The following is a 24236-nucleotide window of genomic DNA, read 5'->3' as shown; positions in this document are numbered from 1 at the left end:
AGAAAAGGAAGAAAAATTCTTTGAATAAGATGAAAAGGCATTATCTTTGTCTTCCATGTAATTCATAGAAGTTCAATATAATAATAGTCAATCATGAAAACGAACATAAATATTCTTCCGATTGTATGTCTTCTTTGTCTCTGTGCCTGCAAAAACGGTAATGCTTCCGGCTTAAACAAAAACGAAGTAGCGCAGGATACTATCAAGACCTTTGCCCTGCCATCCATCCCCGCAATGATGACAGCACCGGATCAACGTGCCGACTTCCTTGTCAAGCATTATTGGGATAATGTGAACTTTGCCGACACCAACTACATTCACCACCCCGAAGTTACCGAACAAGCCTGGGCGGACTATTGTGACATTCTGAATCATGTTCCGTTGGAAACTGCACAGGAAGCGATGCGGAAAACAATCGAACGGACAAATGTAGACAAGAAAGTATTCACTTACATCACCGACCTGGCAGACAAATATCTGTATGACCCTAACTCCCCAATGCGTAATGAAGAATTCTACATTCCCGTATTAGACGCAATGCTAGCCTCTCCCATATTGGAAGAAATAGAAAAGGTGCGCCCCAAAGCCCGTCGCGAATTAGCACAGAAGAACCGTATCGGCACCAAAGCGCTGGATTTCAACTACACACTAGCTTCCGGCACACAAGGCTCTCTTTACCAACAAAAAGCAGACTATACATTATTATTCATCAACAACCCCGGATGCCATGCCTGTACAGAAACAATAGACGCATTAAAAAACTCCCCCATCATCAACCAGCTTTTAGCACAAAAGAAGTTGATAGTCCTTTCCATCTACCCCGACGAAGAACTGGATGAGTGGAAAAAGCATCTAAACGAATTCCCCAAAGAATGGATTAACGGGTACGACAAGAAATTCATCATCAAAGAACAACAACTGTATGACCTGAAAGCCATCCCCACCCTCTACCTATTGAACAAGGATAAAACGGTACTTCTGAAGGATGCTCCTGTCCAAGCCATCGAAGAATACCTGCTAATGAAAGGCGAACAATAAACAGCTTCCACACCGCACATCCATGCCGTAGCACACGCCCACACACCACGTGCCCACGCCGTAACGCATGCCCCACCGCACATGCCCACGCCGCATGGTTTCCCGGCCCCGTTTTTTCAGCGTCAAGCGCAGGTGTTTTCTCCGGCGTCAAGAAGGGCAGACTGTTTGAGCGTAGCGAGTTTCTGCCCTTTAGCCGGAGGAAACACCGGAGTAGCTGAAAAAACGCAGCCTTGATTCTTTCTTTTTGGTTCTTTTTCTTTCGTATCAAGACGAAAGAAAAAGAACGCCCCCTTTGCAAAAGCCAAATAAACTCCCTATCTTTGCCACGCATTGGTTTGCAGACCTCAAAACACACGAGGAAAGCGATTAAAAGGGAATCAGGTGTAAATCCTGAACAGTCCCGCTGCTGTAAGTTCCATATGTTCGTTGCGAGCAACCTACTTTTAGCCACTGGAAAGAAACTTCCGGGAAGGCGCCCGCAACAGGAACGAGTCAGAAGACCTGCCATGCACCCAATTTCACTGCTTTCGAGGAAAAAGCGTTGAGTCTAATGACCCGGACAATTCGTCTATCATTTCATTCATCACTCTGATTCAGAGAAAGTGTGTTTTAATTAATAAACTCTGCCAAGTTTATTTATGCGTGTCCGGTCGAAGGGATTTCGCCCGGACACTTTTTAAAAGTAAAAAATAGACTAGTAGGATAAGGATGAAACATATCATGTCATACAAAAGCATCTGCGCGGCATTCTGCTGCCAACTTTTATCCGCAACACTTTTCGCGCAACAGCAAAAAGTGGATACAACGCATACCTACTCCATCCCCGAAATAACCGTTTCCGATATTTATCAAACAAGAGAAGTACGCTCCAGCGCTCCGTTGCAGGTACTATCCAAAGATGCACTGAAGAATCTGCACGCTTTGCAGGTTTCCGACGCAGTAAAGCACTTTGCCGGAGTGACCGTGAAAGATTACGGTGGTATCGGCGGACTGAAAACCGTATCCATACGTAGCCTGGGAGCACAGCATACAGCCGTAGGTTATGACGGAATCACCGTAACCGACTGTCAAACCGGACAGATAGACATCGGTCGTTTCTCTCTTGACAATGTAGACCAACTATCACTCAGTAACGGCCAGAGCGACAATATCTTCCAACCGGCACGTTTCTTTGCTTCCGCAGGAATACTGAATATACAGACACTCACTCCCCGTTTCAAAAAAGGAAAGCGCACGAATATCAGTGCCGCCTTCAAGACCGGTTCGTGGGGACTGGTTAATCCGTCCGTCCTGATAGAGCAGCAACTCACCCCAAAATGGACAGTCACAGCCAATGGCGAATGGATGTCTTCGGACGGACAATATCCATATAGCCTGCACTACGGAAATACAGCAGACGACCTGACGTCACGGGAGAAAAGAAAAAATACCGATGTGCAGACTTTTCGTGCCGAAGCCGGACTTTACGGCAACTTCTCCGACAAAAAGCAATGGCGGTTGAAAGCTTATTACTTCCAATCTTCACGGGGACTGCCGAAAGCTACTACACTTTATAACGACTACTCTGCGCAGCATCTTTGGGACAAGAATACATTCGTACAAAGCCAATACAAGAAAGAGTTCAGCCGGCAATGGGTATTCCAAACTTCCGCCAAGTGGAACTGGAGTTATCAACGCTATTTAGACCCCGACACTAAAAACTCTTTAGGGAAAACGGAGAACAGCTATTATCAGCAGGAATATTATCTTTCAGCATCGGTATTATACAGATTGCTGAGTAATCTTTCATTCTCTCTTTCTACAGATGGAAGTATCAATACCATGGATACTAATCTTGCTAATTTTGCGCAACCCACCCGCTACTCATGGCTGACCGCTTTTGCCGGAAAGTACGTGAATGACTGGCTGACAATCTCCGCATCCGCCCTGGCAACCATCATCAATGAAGATGTGAAAGAGGGCGGCAGCGCCGGCAATCACCGCAAATTAACGCCTTATGTCAGCGCTTCATTCAAGCCGTTCCGTAACGAAGAGTTCCGTATCCGTTTCTTCTATAAAGACATTTTCCGTCTGCCTAGCTTCAATGACTTATACTATCAGGAAGTAGGAAACACCAAACTAAAGCCTGAGAATGCGAAGCAATATAATATCGGTCTGACATACAGCAAGAATGTATGCTCATTCCTTCCTTATCTTTCTGCAACCGTTGATGCATACTATAACAAAGTAACGGATAAAATAATCGCCTATCCCACCAAGAACCTTGCAATTTGGAGTATGAGAAACTTGGGAAGTGTAGATATTAAAGGTATCGACGTCACAGGAAACTTGTCTCTTCAACCTTGGGAGAAAATACGCATCAACCTGTCCGGTAATTATACATATCAACGGGCGTTGGATGTCACTGACCCTGATTCGAATAAGGATAAGTCGACTTATAAACATCAGATAGCCTATACTCCCCGTGTTTCAGCTTCAGGGCAGGCAGGAATCGAAACTCCATGGATAAATATGTCTTACTCATTCCTTTATTCGGGAAAACGCTATACAGTGGGACAGAACATCGCAGCAAACCGACTGGATAGTTACAGTGACCACAGTATCTCGGCAAGCCGCGACTTCCAGATAAGAAAAGTTACAAGTTCGCTCAGTGTGGAAGTACTGAACCTGATGGATAAGAATTATGAGATAGTACGATACTTTCCGATGCCGGGACGTTCGGTAAGAGCAACGCTAAAAATAATATACTAAAAGCAGGATATGGATTTGAAAAAGAAATTAACATATATATTTTGGTTCTGTCTGCCGCTACTATTATTATTCACAGCTTGTGATGATATGGAAGACAAGCCTTTTACCTCGGATATTGCGGGTGACCCGACCGAAACGGATACGGCCGAACTCTATGTGCTGTGTGAAGGACTATTCAATCAGAACAACAGTTCATTGATGCGTTTCTCTTTTGGCAACCAGAGAATGGTACGCAACTATTTTAATACAATCAATCATCGGGGATTGGGAGATACGGCAAATGATTTAGCTATTTATGGCGGCAAGATATATGTCATTGTCAATGTTTCCAGTACAGTAGAAGTAGTAGATTTCCGTACAGGAAACTCTTTGAAGCAAATTCAAATACAGGCTGAAAACGGAAGTTCACGAGAGCCAAGATACATTGCTTTCCATAAAGAAAAAGCCTATGTATGTTCATACGATGGAACAGTGACACGAATAGATACAACTTCCCTCACTATAGATGGCGTCGCATCAGTAGGACGTAATCCCGACGGAATTTGTGTACAAAACGGAAAGTTATATATTTCCAATTCCGGTGGCTTGGATCATGCATCCGGTTCAGGCGTAGACAATACTGTATCTGTCGTCGATATTGCTACATTCAAAGAGATTAATAAAATTACAGTAGGATCGAATCCTGGTAAAATAGTAGCCGGTACGGATGGAACAACCGTTTATGTAGCAACCCGCGGAGAAGATGTGGAAGCCGGAAATTACAACTTTGCCAAAATAGACTGTCAAACAAATGAAGTAACTCACTACAATGAGAAAGTACAAAACTTTGCCATTGACGGAGAAATAGCCTATCTATACAATTACAATTATAGTACGCAAACATCTTCTATCAAGACATTCAATCTGAAAACAGGAAAAACCGTTCGTGAGAATTTCATTACGGATGGAACAAGCATTGATACTCCTTACGGTATCAATGTGAACCCTTACAGTGGTAACGTTTATATCACAGATGCTTATGATTATACCATATATGGAGATTTGCTCTGTTTCAACCAACAAGGACAACTACAATTCCGTCTGAATAATATCGGACTGAATCCTAACACGATTGTATTTAGCGACAAAGCTTCACAAAGTGATATTGATGGTAATACCGAAGAAACTGAAAATTCATTGGCTTTCGCCAATAAAGTATGGGAGTACAAACCGGCTCCCGGACAGTTTATCAATACGAGTACGTCGGCTTATGAAAATGGATTTACTACCGAACAAATTTTAGAACGTGCCACAGAAAAGGTCAAGAAGAAATCTGTTATTTCTCTAGGTGGATTCGGTGGTTATATTATACTAGGATTCCCACAGCCTATCCCTAACATCAAAGGAAAATATGACTTCAAGATATGGGGAAATGCTACATACAACAAGAACACAGGTACAGGAGCACTTGGCGGAAATGCTGAACCAGGAATTGTACTAGTCTCAAAAGATATAAACAATAATGGGATACCTGACGATGAATGGTATGAGTTGGCAGGTAGTGAGTACGGAAAAGATACAGAAATACGTAATTACGAAATCACCTATTATCGTCCTCAACCGGTCAATGGCGATGTGCGTTGGACAGACAACCAAGGAAAAGAAGGATTGATTAAGCGTAATACATTCCATCAACAGGACTCTTATTATCCTAACTGGATAGAAGAAGACGAAATAACTTTCCATGGGACACGTCTAAAAGACAATGCTGTGGAAGAAGGCAATGTTTGGGTAGGCTATTGTTACCCTTGGGGATATGCAGATAATCATCCCAACAAAACCGAATACTGTCAATTTAAAATAGACTGGGCAGTAGACCAAAACGGACAACCTGTGTTATTAGACAAAATAGACTTCGTAAAAATCTATACTGCCGTCAATCAAGACATAGGCTGGACAGGAGAAATATCTACCGAAGTCGTCACTGTAGAGAACTTACATTACGAAAAATAATCAAACAATTAATAATTAAAATTAGAGCAAAAACATGAAAAAGTTATCTTTATTCTTATTAGTATCTGTGTTCGCTTTTTGCGGATGTAGTGATAGTGACGATGAAACAAAAGATGGTGATAAAAAAGAAGTTGTCATTAGTTTCGAAAGCCTACTAACTGAGGCAGAAAGTGAATTTATCTCAACTAGTACCGAGAAACCGGAATTTTATTTTAAAGATACATTCAATGACCCACAAAACTATGTAACTTTTGACCATTATTACAATGATTGGGGACAAGGATATAGCTTTGCAGGTTTTACTTATACCAACAAAACCAACCATATATCAGATTGCCAACCCAATTGTGGAAGTGTAAAAACAGGAAAAGTGTATATGGGAGTTTATAGTGACAATTTCACCCCCGCCACTCTATCAATTATTAATTCTCAATATACAATTAAAGGCCTATGGATAACTAATAGCAAAAATGCCTACATTGGAATGACAGAAGGCGATGGCTGGGCGACAGCTTTCAAGAAAGGAAGTTGGTATGAAGTTACTGCAACAGGCTACAACGATAAAGGAGACAAGATAGCCGAAGCTGCTATCAAGCTTGCTGATTATAAGAGTAACACAGACGAGCCTATTAATACATGGATATGGTTTGATTTAACAGATTTACAAGCAGCCTCGAAAATAACTCTTACTGCAAATTCGTCTGACTCTGATGATGAAAATGGAATGAGGACAGGCAAATATTTCTGTATTGATGATCTTACACTTATTGAAAAATGATTTCTTACAGATATATATTCAAACTTATTCATATAAACAAAACAATTAAGCTTATGAACAAATTGATTACATTTTCATTGTTATCTTGTTTGATACTGTCATGTACAGACGAAGAACTTATCATTGACCAATTAAAAGAAAGCACTCCTGTAACAAGGAGTGCTGGAGATGGTAATTACGATTTATTAGGTTATGGTTACAACTGTTTCTATTCTGATTTCCAAGACCCTTTATATGCAAAAGCCAAAGTAATAGATTTAGAACGACTTCAAAAAGGACTAGGACGGGATCCTATCACTGGACAAGAAGTTATATTTACTCCTGCAGATATTGAAACATCCATATTACACGGTAAGACAGAAACAAAAACAGCATACGGATCATCAATATATACATTAACAGAAAATCTCAATATACATGCCACTGCGAATATCGGAGACAAAATTTTAAAATTATTTTCATTAGATCTAGAAGCAACAATAAATTCAGGAGGAACTAAAGAAGAAAGAAACGCTTTTTACAGAGTTGATGCACTCAAAATGACACGAAGGCTAACCCTACCATACACAACACCATCAAGACTTAAATATTTTTTCACAGATATATTTTTATCCGATTTAAAAAGTTTATCAGGTAAAGAGTTAGTTGAAAAATATGGTACACATGTTATGACTGATATACTATTAGGAGGCAAATTTTCCGCATTTTACACAGGTAAATATACAAGTACATCAGCAACACAAGTTCAAGAATTCAAAGCATCATCTAATTTCTTAATGTCATCAATCACGGCAAATGTTCACTATGACAGCAATTTATTCAACAGTTTTAACAATGTAAATATTTATATCAAAACACAAGGTGGTTCCCAAACTGTAACTTCAATAATAAGCCAAGATCCTAATGGAAAATTGGACAATGTATCTTTTGATTATACAGGTTGGATTAATAGTGTCTCTACTGAAACCGAATCACTCATAGGAATAGGTAATCCAGATACAAAAATCTATTTACTCAGTGAATTCATAGATGACCCAGGTAAGAAAAAAAGTATAGAACTTGCTTTACAACTTAAAGAATACAATTATGAAATGGAAAGTTTACTTATGTCTCCCAAAGGAATTCTCTATAACAACAATATAGAAGCAGGTATATTATCAGAAAACCCTATAAAACCATCAAGTCTTATCCCTATAAGTTTATTTCACACAGGTCCACCAGCAATTAAATTCACCTGCCCTTTCACTTTGCAACTAGAAGACAATTACGTGAAATTTAAAAGAAGAGATAATGACTATTTAGACAACACTCTTAGATATACGCCTAATAAAAATAATAAAACCCAACAATGGAAGATAGACTTCATCGACGATAAATATTTTACAATTAAAAACTTAGCAAATAATCAATATCTATCATCTTATGATCTTAAATTCTATAATGAGATAAATAATAGCACCTTTTACTGGATGCTGCTTAAGAAATAAAATTACTACATATTAAACATATACCTAGGGGTATTTGCTAACTTATAATACAAAAGTTTATGCATGAGAGAAACATATACTTTTGTATTATTCCAATAAATCAATTTGATTCTATTTTTCATTACTCGGTTTATAGATTGTAAACGCTCGACCATATAATTAAATCAATAGACCATACCATAAAAACAGATTTAATATTCTAAGCCTTAACTATCTAGAATTAAGATAATAGGTTATTCTCCCTACACCTTCACTATTTTTCTCAAAATACTGTCTACTCCACACACTAACAATAGAATATGAAACACTTGTTTATTTCATTAACATTAGCTACATTCGTCGAACAAAACACTTAAATATACAACAATGGAATTACCTTTTGCTGAATCATGGAAAATAAAGATGGTAGAACCCATCCGGAAAAGCACTCGTGCAGAACGCGAACAATGGATTAAAGAAGCACATTACAACGTCTTCCAACTCAAAGCGGAACAAGTTTATATAGACCTTATCACCGACTCAGGAACAGGAGCAATGAGCGACCGCCAGTGGGCGGGAATGATGCTCGGTGATGAAAGTTATGCCGGTGCGACATCTTTCTTCAAACTGAAAGAGATGATTACGAAACTGACCGGATTTGAATATATCATTCCGACTCACCAGGGACGTGCCGCAGAAAATGTCCTTTTCTCCTATTTGGTGCACGAAGGAGACATCGTACCCGGCAACTCACATTTCGATACTACTAAAGGACATATCGAAGGACGCCATGCTATCGCGTTAGACTGCACCATTGATGCCGCCAAGCAGACACAGCTAGAACTCCCCTTCAAAGGAAATGTAGACCCTGACAAATTACAGAAAGCTCTGACTCAATACGCCGAACGCATCCCTTTTATCATCGTAACCATTACCAACAACACAGCCGGCGGACAGCCTGTATCTATGCAGAACTTACGCGAAGTACGCGCCATCGCTGATAAATACGGCAAACCGGTACTTTTCGACTCTGCGCGCTTTGCTGAAAATGCTTACTTCATCAAAATGCGTGAAGAAGGTTATCGGGATAAATCCATTAAAGAAATTACGCGAGAGATGTTTGCCCTTGCCGACGGCATGACAATGAGCGCCAAGAAAGACGGAATCGTCAATATGGGCGGATTCATTGCAACACGACGTGAAGACTGGTATGAAGGCGCAAAAGGTTTCTGTGTACAATACGAAGGGTATCTCACTTATGGCGGAATGAACGGCAGGGATATGAACGCACTTGCCATCGGACTGGATGAAAATACCGAATTCGATAATCTCGAAACACGTATCAAGCAAGTGGAATACCTGGCAAAGAAACTGGATGAATACGGAATCCCCTATCAGCGTCCTGCCGGCGGTCATGCCATTTTCATCGATGCGCCCAAAGTGCTGACACACGTACCCAAGGAAGAATTTCCGGCACAGACACTGACTGTTGAGCTCTATCTGGAAGCCGGTATCCGTGGATGCGAAATCGGCTATATTCTTGCCGACCGTGACCCGGTTACTCATGAAAACCGATTCAACGGACTCGATTTACTGCGTCTTGCCATCCCCCGCAGAGTGTACACTGACAATCATATGAACGTAATAGCCGCCGCCCTCAAAAATGTATATGAACGTAGGGAAAGCATTACCCGCGGAGTACGTATCGCTTGGGAAGCTCCGTTGATGCGACATTTCACAGTCCAGCTAGAAAGGTTGTCAGTATAAACAGGAAAAGTCCGTGTAAACAAGGAAAGCCCATATAAGCAGGGAAAGTTATCTCCGTCAACAATTGTCCGTATAAACAAAAGTTCTTCCGAAGTGTTTATATTATAATCGGTCAAACTTAATACGTAAAAATTATGGCAGAAGATTATAAATTAATAGACAACGAAGAAAAACATCGGTATGAATTTCAGATCGATGGCAAGATAGCTGAAATAGACTATATCAAATCAAATAACGGAGAAATCTATCTCGTTCACACGAAAGTACCTGCTTCACTGGGCGGAAGAGGAATCGGTTCGCAACTTGCTGAAAAGGTATTGACGGACATAGAGAAACAAGGTTTACGCCTGGTGCCGCTCTGCCCGTTTGTGGCCGGATATATCCATAAACATCCTGAATGGAAGAGAATTGTAATGCGTGGTATTCACATTAAATAAGTATAGCTATGGGAAAGAAAGTTGAATATACCAATAGCGAACTGACTATTGTATGGCAGCCGGAATTATGCCAGCATGCCGGAATATGCGTAAAGATGTTACCCAACGTCTATCATCCGAAAGAAAGGCCGTGGGTGCAAATTGAGAATGCGACAACGGAAGAATTAATTGCACAAATCAGCAAATGTCCGTCAGGAGCATTAAGCTACCGACTGAATGAGAAAAAGCCCGGCAAGCAAGAAAAGATAAGTAAGGAAAAATAAGTAACCAAAAGAGAAACGGTGAATAAGAAGGGAAATTTCCCATTCATTATTCACCGTTTCTCTTTTATTTTATATTCAATCCAGAGTCCATGTCAGCACAAAATCCGGATGGATGCGATAACCCGTTGTATAGAGTTTTTGCTGTTCCGTCACGAACTCCTGAACTTGAAACGTACCTTCTTCCTGAGGAACAAACTGTGTCAAACGGAGTTTGCGGAGATCGGCGTCGGCATTTTCCATCCGTTTAAAGATAGCTTCTTTTGCAGACCAGTGCAACAACAGTCCCCATACTGTATCATCTTTATAAACTCCTACCTGCTCGTCGGGACGGATATAACGGTCGGCCACCCGATGAACCCGTTGACCGTATTGCTCAATATCAATGCCAACAGGAGCCTGAGAACCAAGTATCACAGCCACATACCCTTTCGTATGAGAAATACTGATAAAGAAAGAATGATCGGCCAGATAAGGTTTGCCTTCTGAAGAATAAGCAATTTCCTTATCTTCCCGAAGCATTGAATACAGCAACACACGAACAGATGTCCATTCCATCTTCCGGCGTTCAGAAACAAAACGGTTCAGTTCCTGCTCACAGGAAATTCTTCGCGCTTCGGGCAGAAGAGCCAGTAATGTATCCAAAGATTCTTCCATCTTCCATACAGCCCACTGCATATCATTGGTTCTACTTTGCAGGAATAACGCCATCTTATGCTTGGTTGAAATTATATTTCCGTGATTATTCTTCTGTAATTATTCTCTTGGGATTGTCCTTCCGTGATTATTCCTTCATGACTTATTCTTTTTCTTCCGATGCTTCCGTATCGTTAGGCAGAATCGTAAACTTGACTTTCAGAATCCGGCGGCTATCCATCTCCAAGACTTCAAACTCATAATTGTGGTAAGTCACTTTCTCGTGCAATGCCGGGAATTCGCCTTTAATTTCGAGCAACATACCCGCCAATGTATCGGCATCCCCTACCACTTTCTCAAATTCATCTTCGCTTACTTTCGCAATCTTATAGAAATCCGTCAACTGCGTTTTTGCCTCGAATATCCAGGTATGGTCATTCAGCACGACATATGTACGTTCTTCATCGTCATACTCGTCATGAATCTCCCCTACAATTTCCTCGATAATATCTTCCATCGTCACCAGTCCGGAAGTTCCGCCGAATTCATCCACAACGATGGCAATATGAATCTTATTCGCCTGGAAATCACGCAGCAAATCATCAATCATCTTCGTCTCCGGCACAAAATACGCAGGACGGATCAACGACTGCCAACGGAAATTATCCCCCTTGCTCACATGAGGCAGAAGGTCTTTGATATACAGCACCCCCTTGATATTATCCCTCGAACCGGCAAAGACAGGAATACGCGAATAAGCATTTTCAATAATACATTGCATCACTTCCTTAAAAGACGTGCGAATATCCAAATCGACCATATCCAGGCGTGATGTCATCACTTCTTTCACGGTTTCTCCACCAAAACGGATAATTCCTTCCAGGATATTATTCTCTTCGGTAAGTTCCGCTTTATCCGTAAGTTCCAATGCGTGTGACAGTTCGTCAACTGAAATATTATGGCTTTTCTTGGCAAAATGCTTGTTCAGAAAAGCAGTAGAGCGTACCAGGACAGTAGCTATCGGATAAAATATCTTTTCCAGGTAATAAATGCCCGGCGCGGAGAAACGGCAGAAAGCCAATGTCTTCTGTGCAGAATAAATCTTCGGCATGATTTCGCCGAACAGGAGCAACAGAAAAGTCAGTATCACAGTCAGTATCAGGAACTCTGCCAACGGAGAATGAAATACAAAGACATTCATAAAGAAGAAGTTGCAGAGCATGATAATGGTTACGTTCACAAAATTATTAGTAATCAGTATCGTCGCCAGGAGACGTTCGGAATTGCCAAGAAGGGCACTTATTTTATCATCGGAAGTATGATTCCGTTCATCAATATCATTCCGGTCTGAAGGAGAAAGCGAGAAAAAAGCGATTTCAGAAGCCGAAGCAAAACCGGAAGCCAGCAGGAGCACACCTGCCAGTACTATGGCAATAATAGCAGAGATAGAAGGAGTGTTTACGGTAATACCGTTGAAAATGTCAGCCAATTGGCTTAAATAACCATCTGAGTCCAAAGAGTATATATTTTAGTTTAACAAAAGACAATGTGCCAATCTGCTCGCGAAAACCTATTGGCACACTATCACATTACTAGAACGGCAAGTCATCTGCCGGATTATCTTGTACAGGCTGGGCTTGCGATTGCTGCGTCTGTTGTGATTGCTGTTGCATTTGCTGCGGCTGGCCAGCGGCAGGCTGTTGTGCAGAAGCAGCAACTCCCGGATTAGCGCCTTTCGGAGACAGCATTTCCATATTATCCACATAAATCTCGGTGATATAGCGCATAGCTCCCGACTGGTCACTGTAAGAACGTGTTCTAATCTTTCCTTCCAGATACAATTTGTCACCTTTGTGCACATATTTATCCACAATCTCAGCCAGACGGTTGGATGCAACGATATTATGCCACTCCGTTCTTTCAGGAATTTGGGTTCCATTTTGCAATGTATAGCCACGGTCTGTCGTAGCTAACGGAAAAGTTGCCACAGCCGAGCCTGTATCGAAATATTTCACCCGCGGATCTTGTCCCACGTTTCCTATCAATATCACTTTATTTACTGACATATATGTATCAAGTTTATAATTCTTAGTTTCAAATGCGCTGCCAAAATTAAACAGAATAACAATAGGATGCAAGAATTGTTGTAACTTTTATTTCGAATCAATATACTTCTCAATAAAAGCGTGCACCAACCTTGAAACAGCATATTGCTCCAATTCTTCCGCCTTTATTTTCTGAAACTTACTGAAAGAAGCCGTTTCTCCGGGCAATGTCACTTCATAGAAATTAGCATAAATCACCCGATGGGACAATACATGCTTCACTTCCCTGCACACCGAACGGACTACCGGCTGCTCCCCCGGCGCAAAAAACGCCCGAAATTCAGGCAAAGCTAAAAAATCTTCTTCCGGCACAGCCACCGGAGTTTCTATCAAAGGTAGTTCAAACAGGTTCTTCCAAATATCATCTGCCGTCCGCTTATTTATAAAGGTATGCGCGCCCGCACGTACATAAATATAATTGAAATAACGGTTCGTCGTTTTCGTCTTATGCCGCTTCACAGGCAACTTGGTAACCAACCCTTTCGCAAGAGCCGAACAACTATCTGCCAACGGGCAGAACAAACAGTCAGGCGATTGCGGCGTACACTGAATCGCTCCGAAATCCATAATTCCCTGATTGTAAAGAGCCGGTTGTTTTCTATCCAGCATCTCGTCCGCCAACCCTGCAAAAAGTTTCTTCCCCTCTGTCGAATCAATCGGCGTGTCAATGCCGAAATAACGTGAAAGCACACGATACACATTTCCGTCCACCACCGCATAAGGCATGCCATAAGCAAACGAGCAGATGGCCGCCGCCGTATACTCCCCCACTCCTTTCAAAGCCAACACTTCCGGATACGTTTTCGGGAAAACTCCATTCATGCTTTTTGCGGCAGCGTGAAGATTCCGGGCACGTGAATAATATCCCAATCCCTGCCAGTACTTCATCACCTCGTCCTCGTCTGCGTCAGCCAACGTCCGCACATCGGGAAAGCGCTTGATGAAACGCATAAAATAATCATACCCCTGCACCACACGTGTCTGCTGAAGGATAATCTCCGAAATCCATATCAGATACGGATCGGAAGACTCCCGCCAGGGCAGCTCACGCTTATTCTCTTTATACCACTCTATAATTGTTTCATTGAACTTGTTCATAGGCCCGGTCATCATGTATCATCTAACATTTATCTTGTATATGCTGTTCAAAAGCCACACAAAAGTAACTCTTTTGGCTCTAAGAAAACTCAACGCCACCATTTTTTTAGAAAAATGTGCATAATATATTTTTTTAGGAGCTTAAAAAGCTATATATTTGCAGTCCAAAAAATTAGCAATAACATAATAGTAATAATATTTTTTTTAAGGAAAAATGACTAAAGCAGATATTGTAAACGAGATTACAAAGAAAACTGGGATTGACAAGCAGACAGTTCTTACAACAGTTGAAGCATTCATGGACGCTGTAAAAGATTCATTGTCAAACGACGAGAATGTATATTTGCGTGGGTTCGGTAGTTTCGTAGTGAAGAAAAGAGCACAGAAAACTGCTCGTAATATTTCTAAGAATACTACGATTATCATCCCCGAGCACAACATTCCGGCTTTCAAACCGGCTAAGACATTTACAATTTCAGTAAAGAAATAATAAACAAGAGTATTAACCCATAAAATGTGAAGCTATGCCAAGCGGAAAAAAGAAAAAAAGACATAAAATGTCTACGCACAAGCGTAAAAAAAGACTAAGAAAGAACAGACATAAAAGCAAAAAATAATTTTTAAGTCTGGATCACACAGAAATAAAGAACAAACTTGCGAAGCCAATGTCTTTCAAGTTTGTTCTTTGTTTAAGTAGCTAACCCAAAATGAACAATTTGTCAAAAAAGTTGTTCATATAAATGAGATTCAACCAATAATAAGGAAACAAAACAGTGACAAGTGAACTAGTAGTTGACGTACAGCCCAAAGAGGTCTCCATTGCCCTTCTCGAAGACAAGAGCCTGGTAGAACTTCAGAGCGAAGGAAGAAACATTTCCTTTTCTGTGGGCAATATGTATTTGGGACGTATCAAGAAATTGATGCCCGGACTGAATGCATGCTTTGTAGACGTCGGTTACGAGAAAGACGCTTTCCTTCATTATCTTGACTTGGGTCCTCAATTTAACTCACTCGAAAAGTTTGTAAAGCAGACTTTAAGCGACAAAAAGAAGCTGGCCTCCATCAGCAAGGCAACCCTGCTTCCCGACCTCGACAAGGATGGAACTGTATCCAACACACTCAAGGTGGGACAAGAAGTAGTGGTGCAAATCGTAAAGGAACCGATCTCCACGAAAGGGCCGCGACTGACTTCCGAAATTTCATTTGCCGGACGTTACCTCGTGCTCATCCCTTTCAACGACAAGGTTTCCGTATCACAAAAAATTAAATCGAGCGAAGAACGCGCCCGCCTGAAACAACTGCTGATGAGCATCAAGCCGAAAAACTTCGGTGTCATCGTCCGCACGGTAGCCGAAGGCAAACGCGTAGCCGAACTCGACGGAGAGCTTAAAGTCCTGGTAAAGCATTGGGAAGATGCGATGGCAAAAGTACAGAAAGCCACCAAGTATCCGACGTTGATTTATGAAGAAACCAGTCGTGCCGTAGGTTTGTTGCGCGACCTCTTCAACCCTTCTTTTGAGAATATTCACGTCAACGACGAGGCTGTGTACAATGAAATCAAAGACTACGTATCACTGATTGCGCCCGACCGGGCTAATATCGTGAAACTGTACAAAGGCCAGCTTCCCATTTACGACAATTTCGGTATCACCAAGCAGATTAAATCATCGTTTGGTAAAACTATCTCTTACAAGAGTGGTGCTTATCTGATTATTGAGCATACTGAGGCGCTTCACGTAGTAGACGTGAACAGCGGTAACCGCACCAAGAATGCCAACGGACAGGAAGGCAACGCACTCGAAGTAAACCTGGGAGCCGCCGACGAACTGGCGCGCCAACTGCGGTTAAGGGATATGGGTGGTATCATCGTCGTGGACTTCATCGACATGAATGAAGCCGAAAACCGTCAGAAGCTTTATGAACGAATGTGTGCCAATATGCAGAAAGACAGGGCACGGCATAATATTCTGCCGCTCAGCAAATTCGGACTGATGCAGATTACACGCCAGCGTGTGCGTCCGGCAATGGATGTCAACACGACCGAAACCTGCCCTACTTGCTTCGGCAAAGGCACTATCAAGTCGTCCATTCTCTTTACGGACACTTTGGAGAGTAAAATTGATTACCTGGTCAATAAACTGAAGGTTAAGAAATTCTCGTTACACGTCCATCCGTATGTGGCCGCTTACATCAACCAGGGACTCGTTTCCCTGAAACGGAAGTGGCAGATGAAGTACGGATTCGGTATCAAGATTATTCCAAGTCAGAAACTCGCATTCCTGCAATATGTGTTCTATGATACACATGGAGAGGAAATCGACATGAAGGAAGAATTCGAAATCAAATAGACAGAAAAGGCGGCTCGTTGCAACGGGTCGCCTTTTTGTATCGTACAATCACCGGAAATCTCATTTTTTATTCTTATTTTTGTGAGAAAATAAAAGAGTTATGAACCTACCTGCAAAGCGCAAGCGTATTCCGTACGGAATGATGAACTTTATCGATGTCCGCGAAGATGACTGTTATTACGTGGACAAGACACATTATATCCCTCTCATAGAGAATGCGAACAAGTATTTCTTCTATATCCGTCCGCGCAGATTCGGCAAGAGCTTGACAATCTCTATGCTCCGACATTATTATAATATATTGGAAGCAGATAAGTTTGAGAAATGGTATGGCGGCCTGTATATAGGAAAGCATCCCACTCCCGAACGAAATTCATACCTCATTATTTACCTGAACTTTGCCGTAGTAAACGCCGAACTGAAAAGTTACCGACAGTCATTAGACGCACATTGCAACACTGAATTCAACTTTTTCTGCGATGTATATGCCCAATATCTTCCCGAGGGAATAAAGGAAGAGATGAATAAGAAGAAAGGCGCTGTAGAGCAACTGGATTATCTATATAAAGAATGCGTCAAAACCAATCAACAGATTTATCTGTTCATTGATGAATACGACCACTTCACAAACAAGATTCTGTCAGAGCCTTCCTGTCTCGAAGATTATAAGAGCGAGACACACGGAACCGGTTATCTGCGCAGCTTCTTCGATACGGTGAAAGCAGGCACGGATTCCACTATCAAACGATGCTTCGTGACAGGTGTTAGTCCCGTCACTATGGACGACCTGACCAGTGGATTCAACATCGGTACCAACTATTCGCTCTCTGCTGAATTTAACGAAATGACCGGATTCACCGAAGAAGAAGTACGGGCGATGTTGGATTATTATGCCACTACCTGCGAGTTCCATCATTCTACCGACAAGTTGATAGAAACAATGAAACCGTGGTATGACAACTACTGCTTTTCGGAGAACAGTTATGGCAGGACAACGATGTACAACTCAAATATGGTACTCTACTTCGTAGATAATTACATTCGTAACGGCGGAGAAATGCCCCGTAATATGGTAGAAGAAAATATCCGTGTAGATTATAACAAACTACGGATGCTTATCCGCAAAGACAAAGAATTTGCCCATGATGCCTCGACCATCCAGACATTGGTACAGCAAGGATATATCACCGGTGAACTGAAAACCGGATTTCCTGCCGAATCGGTTGCAGAACCGGATAACTTTGTCAGCCTGTTGTTCTACTTCGGAATGTTGACTATCAGTGGAACCAAACGTGGTAAAACAGTATTGACTATCCCCAATCAGGTGGTGCGCGAACAGTTGTACAGTTACTTATTGGATACCTACAACGAAGCAAACCTCCGTTTTGATAATTGGGAGAAGGGAGAACTCGCCTCGGCGATGGCTTATGATGGCGACTGGAAAGCCTATTTCGACTATATTGCCGAATGCCTGCACCGATACTCTTCCCAGCGTGACAAGCAGAAGGGTGAAGCATACGTACATGGATTCACATTAGCTATGACCGCCCAAAACCGTTTTTATCGCCCCATCTCCGAACAAGATAACCAGGAAGGATATGCCGATATTTTCATGTCTCCCCTATTGGAAATCTACCAAGACATGCTTCATTCCTACATTATAGAATTAAAGTATGCCAAAGGAAAGGACAATGATGAAAAGGTGGAACAACTCCGACAGGAAGCTATCGCACAAGCCAACCGCTATGCTGCCAGTGAAACGGTGCAAAAGGCAATCGGAACAACGACTCTACACAAAATCATAGTCGTTTATCAAGGGATGAAAATGGTAGTGTGCGAAGAAACTTAAATTTTATACATATTTTAATATACTATACAGAAAAGGCGGCCCGTTGCGACGAGTCGCCTTTTTTAGTATTATCATCCCCAATTTTCTTCTAACAGGAATTCAGCGATATGCCTATGTTTCACTCCTTCTATATTATCTTGCCACAGTTCATCCATACTCACTACATATTTGGGATAATGATCAGCAATAGCCAGCAAAGGAGCGTATTCCCTGTCAACGGTAGCCTGCGATGCCAACAGATAAGTCACTTGAACATAAATTTTCTCTTCACGACGCAAAGCCACAAAATCCACTTCTTTCTCATCCTGCTTGCCAATATAAACATTATATCCGCGACGTTTCATCTCCGCATAAATCAGATTCTCCAATGCTCCGGCTATCAAACGGTCTTTATAACCCATCACCGCATAGATTATAGACAAGTCGCTTACAAAATATTTCTCATTGGTTTGCAACAACTCCTTGCCTTTGATGTCATAGCGTTGCACACGTTGGATAATGAAAGCACTCTCGAGCGCATTCAAATAGTTATAAATGGTATTAATATCCACTTTTCGCTGCTGATTCTTAAAATAGTCGGCAATATTCTTGGCATTTAACCTGTTACCGATATTGTCAAAAACGAACCGGACAATACGTTCCAACAAATCGACATTGCGGATGCCATGACGTTGTACCGTATCACGCAATATTACAGAGGAATAGATGTCATATACTATCTTGTAAATAGCTTCATAAGGGTAATGCGCCGTGTGGATAGCAGGAAAACCGCCCATACGCAGATATTTCTTGAATTCTTCCCGCAAATCCGTCCGGCCCATTGCGGAAGCCGACAACCCGTGAAAATCCAAATATTCTTTGAAAGAAAGCGTCATGATATGGACATCTACATACCGTCCCGCCAAATAAGTGGACAATTCGGATGAGAGCATGCGAGAGTTGGAACCTGTCACATAAATATCTACTTCCCAATCCACCATGAATGAATTGACAGCTTTTTCCCAATGCTCCACTTCTTGTATCTCATCCAATAGGATATAATATTTCCCAATCCCCCCTTTTATCTTTTCGCTCATATAAGCATACAACGATTTGGCATCCGTAATATCTATCCATTCAAAACTTTCAAAGTTCATATAAATGATGTGTTCTTTATCCGCACCTCTCTTCAAGAGCTCATTCTGAATCTGTTGAAGAACCACAGATTTCCCACAGCGACGGATACCTGCAATCACTTTTACGAACGGCTGGTCTATAAAAGGAATAATTTGTCTCATGTATAAGTCTCTCTCAATCATAGCTTCCAATATTGTTAATTTACACTTCTAACCACAAATATACTCCTTTTCTCCAAATCATTTAGGGTTATACCCCGAAAAACATCTAATAGATATAAGTTTTTTAGGGTTATACCCCGAAACATTTATCTGGCTTATCACCGGGATTTGTAACCTGACTCGTTTCAACGGGACGCCTTAGAATAAGATACAAAAGAAGTTTTGGAAATCACCATTATAATCAAAAAAGCCCGGACTTTCACAAGCCCGGGCTTTCTGTGTTCTCAAAACATCTTCTTATCTATAGGGAAATAAGGGACTAGCATGTTAGTTCTAGCGCAATATGGAAGATGCTTCGAGAATATAAAGGAAGATGTCTGTGGGAAATAAGGGAGACATCTTCCTTTCTAAGTAACAGACTCAAAAGATATACTTTCACAAGCATGAACTTTCTATCTGCGTACTCAGGGAAATATCTTCATGCCATTACATGAAGACAGATTTATTAATTCAGACTAGCATAAGTCTGTTTTTTTAAAAGCTATCTCCCACTCTTGCTAACACCTAACGTCAATAGAGGGGAGATGCTTGTATTATAGAGAAATATTCTCAATTTATGAGTTTATTTCTTAGTACCTTCCGGATATATAATAGTCATTTTAGTAGTTCCGTTTGCTATTTCCTGTCCCCAAGAAGAAGCGGCTTTAATTTCAATGACTACCTTAATAGGTGCAGCAAGACTGCTATCCATAATATCCAAGAAATCCTTCTTCAATTTAATATCCTTAACTGCATCTTCAGTCAATACACCATTGGTATAGCCATCAGCAGTAGTATCAAAATATTTTTCAAAATCAGTACGGTTACTGCCTTCAACAACTGTATATGTCATGCTCAAGCCATAAATAGCTAACGCATCAGCAGCAATCTTGGTTCCAAAATTCTCTTCCGTAGGCGTAGGCCACATTTCTTTTCCTCTTGAATCATTCCATGTGAAACCATCCAACAGTTTTGTACTTTCAGTCAATGCTTTCTTCTCAATTACTGTCTCTTCAGGAACCTGCAAATCGCCTGTCATATCAGGAGCAGTAAGTTTAACTGTTCCAACAGTAGCAATTTCATCTGCCGGTTTAGTTTCATCTCCACAATACAATACAAATTTCACAGTTACCTCATTAGTGTTAGCAGGATCGTTAGTGAATGTATATATTTCATTTTTATCTCCTGAAGTTGCAATAGTACCAACGTCATTACCTGTTTTATCACCTGCTGTAAGTACAGTCTTAAGCTCAACATTGCCTGCTGCAACTTCTTTTATAAGATTAGTCCATTCTGATTGTACAAACAATACTCCTAGATTCTTAGTTAAAGTAACTTTAAGAGGATTACCACTAAGCGCAGAAGTCATTGACACTACAGACTTACCATCCCAAACTGCTGATTCCGGATTTAAAGCTTTGAATACCGGTTTATCCACTGTCACACTAACTGGTACAGTTATTTTCAAAGTATTTCCAAAATCAAATATGATGTTTGGAGTAGCAGTACCAGAGAATTCACCCTTAACAGTTACTTCTACATTGTCGTTCTTCACTTGAGCATCAACCTTGCCATCAGCAGCAGCCGTATGCTTAATAGAACCACCTGCACTTGTTATCGCTGAACTTACTTCAGAAAGTTTAGCATAATTTTGTCCGGTAGCCGTATTGATTTCTTTCAGAATTGCGTCAATTGCATCCTCTTGGAGATTATATGATTTATTTCCGGTATTCCATTTTTGTCCATTACTCAGGACAATATCTTTCACTGTAACACCTTCAGATTCCACAGTAACAGTTTCAGCATCGCCTGTATATGATGCTGTCTTACTTCCAACGTTCATTGTCACAGTTGGAGTTACCGTACATTTATGTTGCAAAGTTGCAGCACCCTTCAATTTCAAAAGGCCGTTTGTTAAAGTAAAGTTATCCTTATTAGTACCATCTAATGCAAATGTAACATCAAAAAGTTCAGTCGGAATATTCATCTTACTTAAAGGCTGTGCGGTCTGCTCATTAGATCCATCCAAATCACTCAATGTCACGAAATAGTAGTCAGCTCCATCAATGCCTTTGCCTTCATCCGTGGGAGTAAAGAATGACAGTCCGTCCTTATTATCCGGATACATCACATTACCACGACCTGTAGCAGAATTAGAATAAGTAACCTTTTTCACATAACTTTTGCCTATGATGGCAGCAAAATAATCAGAAGTGATTTCAGTCAATTTTGTTGTTTCATCATTACCAGTTACATATAAAGCAATAGCATAACTTTCTGAAGCAGAACCAATATTCAAAGTCACTTCAATTACACCTTCTTCATATTCTGTTTCCGATTTCTTAACCTTTGATACTCCAATAACTTCAAACGGCGCACCAACACTGCGGCTTTTCACGATATGCTTATCTGTTGTGATAGTGTATTTACTATCCTCTGCCACCAATGCATCCACTGCAGAAGCCGGAGAAACACGGAATCTTACTTTAGTTTCAACTTCATTGGAAATCAGTTTGCTGCCAATTGTTTCCGGCAAGCCTGTTTCAGGATCAACAGCGGTAGCAGCATCGGCAGTTGTATAGTAAGATATAAATTCAACCTTTCTTACCAAGCCGTTTGCGTCATATTCCTGTGGAAGGAAAACAAGGCTCTTCAGCATATCTTTTACCGCATCGGTAAGTACAGATACACTGTTCTTAATAGATTCAATTTCAGAATTATAAGAAGCGAAGGTTGTTTTCAAATGTTCATCAATCTGCTTGTTTAAGTCTGCTGATTTCAGATATACAGACAAGTCTGACGTTTTTGCACACTTAGCTAATTCAGCGCTCACATCTGTTATACCATTCAAGGCATTATAACAATCATTTGCTTTCTGAATAGTATTATTATTCGGATCTGATAAATCGCTGACAAGAACTTCAAGAACATCTGTCTTGTAGTCCATCAACGTCTTAATATCTACAAATATGTTCTTATATTCTTGGCTTTGGCTATCAACAAATGTACTTATCTGGTTTTGAAGTTTTTGCATATCTTCATTATATAATTCAAGACTCAGATAAGTTGTTTCTATATCAGCTAAAATAGATGTTTTGAATGATCCGTCTACGTACTCTTTAACAGCATTGACTTTATCAGTCACTTGATCTGACGTCAAATAATCAAGCATTTTAGTATCTACATAGTCCTTTGCAGTTTTCAGGTATTCATTCAACTGATCAATTGTAGCGAAATTGGCACTAGCATCTTCTAGATTCTGAATTTTAGTCTTTATGCCATCCAATTCAGCAATTTGAAGTTCCAGTTTAGCAATTCTTTCTCCGCTTGCCTTATCAAGTTCCAACATTTTCTGCTCAAGATCTGCCAATTTCAAGGCATTCTCTTCCGCTTTCCCGTCAGCTTTATCCAGTTGTTCTTTCACTTTGTCGATGTCAGCTTGCAGTTGTTCTTTTGCTACTTTTACCGCATCTGCGATGGATTTATCCACTTTGCCAATGGCTTCTTCCAGTTTTGTGTTCAATGCAGTAACATCTTCACTTGAAGCTTTACCATCTAACGCCGTTTGCAATTTCTGGACTGCAGCTTTCAGTTCTTCCAATGCAGTTTTGTCTGCTTTGCCTGCTATTGCATCCAGTTGAGACTGTAAATCAGCCACTGCGCTACTAATAGCAGTTTTCATAGCTTCCGTTGTTACATCAGCCCCTTTTTTGTTGATGGTGTCAATCTGCTCTTGCAGCCCTTTCACATCATCATCATAGTCCTTACAACCTACGTAGGTGACAGTAGAAAGTGCCAGCGCCCCGAAGAACATCACTTTTACAAATTTTCTTTTCATAACTACTTAAAAATTACATTAATAATATATTATTAAACACTAAGTTTCAATAATAGACTTCCCGTTACTTCCTAGGTAACGGGAAAACCTTTGTACCTGCTCTTCAGGAGTAGTCAATACGGAAAAATAAGACATTATGGGATATTTTCTTTACCCCTGCTTCTGGCAAGCGGCAGAGGGGCGGGAAATCTTGTGTAATATTTAGAAGTTAACAAAGTCCTAATACAGAGAATCCACTTGTTTCGTTCGTCTTATTCCTGTTTTGAGTAGTTTATTAGAAAAAATGTATGATTTCGTTTGGTTGTTTTAAGAAATATGCTCATATTTGCACCGATATTCAAAACCCGTTACCTAGGAAGTAACAGACTTAATTCCAAGTATTTATCCCCACCACCGAGCGTTTCACAAAGTCAATAACCTGTTTGTTCGCTTCATCAATTTTCTTATTTTTGAACGGCTTCAGATATGTCTCCGTCACGGTGATGGACGAATGTCCCATTGCTTCGGAAATGATTCCCGGATGAATTTCACAATAATAAGCCGTTGTAGCCCAGGTG

The 24236-nt window shown here is 40.8% G+C and carries 17 protein-coding genes, 1 pseudogene and 1 riboswitch; of the genes and pseudogenes, 11 read left to right on the top strand and 7 right to left on the bottom strand.

Annotated features, from left to right (window positions below; all coding sequences use genetic code 11):
- The first annotated feature begins 93 nt into the window (after positions 1 to 93).
- The 8 genes from AB5443_RS09490 (at position 94) to AB5443_RS09455 (ending at position 10492) form a co-directional block, all read left to right on the top strand.
- Entirely contained in the window at positions 94 to 1038 is a 945-nt protein-coding gene (locus AB5443_RS09490; protein ID WP_073343192.1) for a DUF5106 domain-containing protein, read from the top strand.
- Positions 1039 to 1352: 314 nt separating this feature from the next.
- A riboswitch (cobalamin riboswitch) is annotated at positions 1353 to 1562 on the top strand.
- Positions 1563 to 1746: 184 nt separating this feature from the next.
- The gene (locus tag AB5443_RS09485) at positions 1747 to 3789 is read left to right on the top strand and encodes a TonB-dependent siderophore receptor (protein ID WP_283139994.1); all 2043 of its coding nucleotides are present in this window, start codon (positions 1747 to 1749) and stop codon (positions 3787 to 3789) included.
- Positions 3790 to 3798: 9 nt separating this feature from the next.
- A complete protein-coding gene (locus tag AB5443_RS09480; RefSeq protein ID WP_277133754.1) occupies positions 3799 to 5781 on the top strand; it encodes a YncE family protein in 1983 nt (660 codons plus the stop codon).
- Between the two features lie 34 nt (positions 5782 to 5815).
- A complete protein-coding gene (locus tag AB5443_RS09475) occupies positions 5816 to 6559 on the top strand; it encodes a DUF4465 domain-containing protein (RefSeq protein ID WP_277133756.1) in 744 nt (247 codons plus the stop codon).
- A 53-nt stretch (positions 6560 to 6612) separates the two neighbouring features.
- On the top strand, positions 6613 to 8046 hold the full coding sequence (locus tag AB5443_RS09470) for an MAC/perforin domain-containing protein (protein WP_022136810.1): 1434 nt from the start codon (positions 6613 to 6615) through the stop codon (positions 8044 to 8046).
- A gap of 366 nt (positions 8047 to 8412) precedes the next feature.
- Positions 8413 to 9792, top strand: coding sequence for a tryptophanase (locus tag AB5443_RS09465; protein WP_277133759.1), 1380 nt, complete (start codon positions 8413 to 8415; stop codon positions 9790 to 9792).
- 134 nt (positions 9793 to 9926) lie between these two features.
- Positions 9927 to 10229, top strand: a complete 303-nt coding sequence (locus AB5443_RS09460) for a GNAT family N-acetyltransferase (RefSeq protein WP_277133761.1) — start codon at positions 9927 to 9929, stop codon at positions 10227 to 10229.
- Between the two features lie 8 nt (positions 10230 to 10237).
- On the top strand, positions 10238 to 10492 hold the full coding sequence (locus tag AB5443_RS09455) for a (4Fe-4S)-binding protein (protein ID WP_044655731.1): 255 nt from the start codon (positions 10238 to 10240) through the stop codon (positions 10490 to 10492).
- Between the two features lie 75 nt (positions 10493 to 10567).
- Here AB5443_RS09455 and AB5443_RS09450 read toward each other — a convergent pair whose 3' ends face one another.
- The 4 genes from AB5443_RS09450 to mutY all read right to left on the bottom strand — a co-directional run bounded on the left by AB5443_RS09450 (position 10568) and on the right by mutY (position 14328).
- Positions 10568 to 11200 carry a 4'-phosphopantetheinyl transferase family protein gene (locus AB5443_RS09450; protein ID WP_277133763.1) on the bottom strand — a complete coding sequence of 211 codons (633 nt, stop codon included), beginning with the start codon at positions 11198 to 11200 and terminating at the stop codon, positions 10568 to 10570.
- A gap of 88 nt (positions 11201 to 11288) precedes the next feature.
- Positions 11289 to 12641 (bottom strand): gliding motility-associated protein GldE, encoded by a 1353-nt coding sequence (locus AB5443_RS09445; protein WP_277133765.1) that lies wholly within the window; start codon positions 12639 to 12641, stop codon positions 11289 to 11291.
- A 76-nt stretch (positions 12642 to 12717) separates the two neighbouring features.
- Complete coding sequence (locus tag AB5443_RS09440) at positions 12718 to 13191, bottom strand: single-stranded DNA-binding protein (protein ID WP_073343563.1); 474 nt, start codon at positions 13189 to 13191, stop codon at positions 12718 to 12720.
- A gap of 87 nt (positions 13192 to 13278) precedes the next feature.
- On the bottom strand, positions 13279 to 14328 hold the full coding sequence (mutY, locus tag AB5443_RS09435; RefSeq protein ID WP_277133835.1) for an A/G-specific adenine glycosylase: 1050 nt from the start codon (positions 14326 to 14328) through the stop codon (positions 13279 to 13281).
- Positions 14329 to 14542: 214 nt separating this feature from the next.
- Here mutY and AB5443_RS09430 point away from each other — a divergent pair, with 214 nt between their 5' ends.
- From AB5443_RS09430 to AB5443_RS09420, 3 genes are all read left to right on the top strand, one after another.
- A complete protein-coding gene (locus tag AB5443_RS09430) occupies positions 14543 to 14818 on the top strand; it encodes an HU family DNA-binding protein (protein WP_004300646.1) in 276 nt (91 codons plus the stop codon).
- A 283-nt stretch (positions 14819 to 15101) separates the two neighbouring features.
- Positions 15102 to 16676, top strand: coding sequence for an Rne/Rng family ribonuclease (locus AB5443_RS09425; RefSeq protein WP_073343209.1), 1575 nt, complete (start codon positions 15102 to 15104; stop codon positions 16674 to 16676).
- Between the two features lie 100 nt (positions 16677 to 16776).
- Positions 16777 to 18525: an ATP-binding protein gene (locus AB5443_RS09420; RefSeq protein WP_277134955.1), complete on the top strand. Its 1749-nt coding sequence runs from the start codon at positions 16777 to 16779 to the stop codon at positions 18523 to 18525.
- 71 nt (positions 18526 to 18596) lie between these two features.
- Here AB5443_RS09420 and AB5443_RS09415 read toward each other — a convergent pair whose 3' ends face one another.
- The 3 genes and pseudogenes from AB5443_RS09415 to AB5443_RS09405 all read right to left on the bottom strand — a co-directional run.
- Positions 18597 to 19823, bottom strand: a complete 1227-nt coding sequence (locus AB5443_RS09415; RefSeq protein WP_073343569.1) for an ATP-binding protein — start codon at positions 19821 to 19823, stop codon at positions 18597 to 18599.
- Between the two features lie 601 nt (positions 19824 to 20424).
- The gene (locus AB5443_RS09410) at positions 20425 to 23679 is read right to left on the bottom strand and encodes a hypothetical protein (protein WP_277134956.1); all 3255 of its coding nucleotides are present in this window, start codon (positions 23677 to 23679) and stop codon (positions 20425 to 20427) included.
- A 367-nt stretch (positions 23680 to 24046) separates the two neighbouring features.
- Positions 24047 to 24236, bottom strand: a pseudogene (locus AB5443_RS09405) (recombinase); the annotation flags it as partial.

The organism is Bacteroides sp. RTP21281st1_H5_RTP21281_210402 (genome assembly GCF_040918965.1).
GTDB lineage: Bacteria > Bacteroidota > Bacteroidia > Bacteroidales > Bacteroidaceae > Bacteroides > Bacteroides congonensis.
This window is presented reverse-complemented; position numbering and strand designations above follow the sequence as displayed.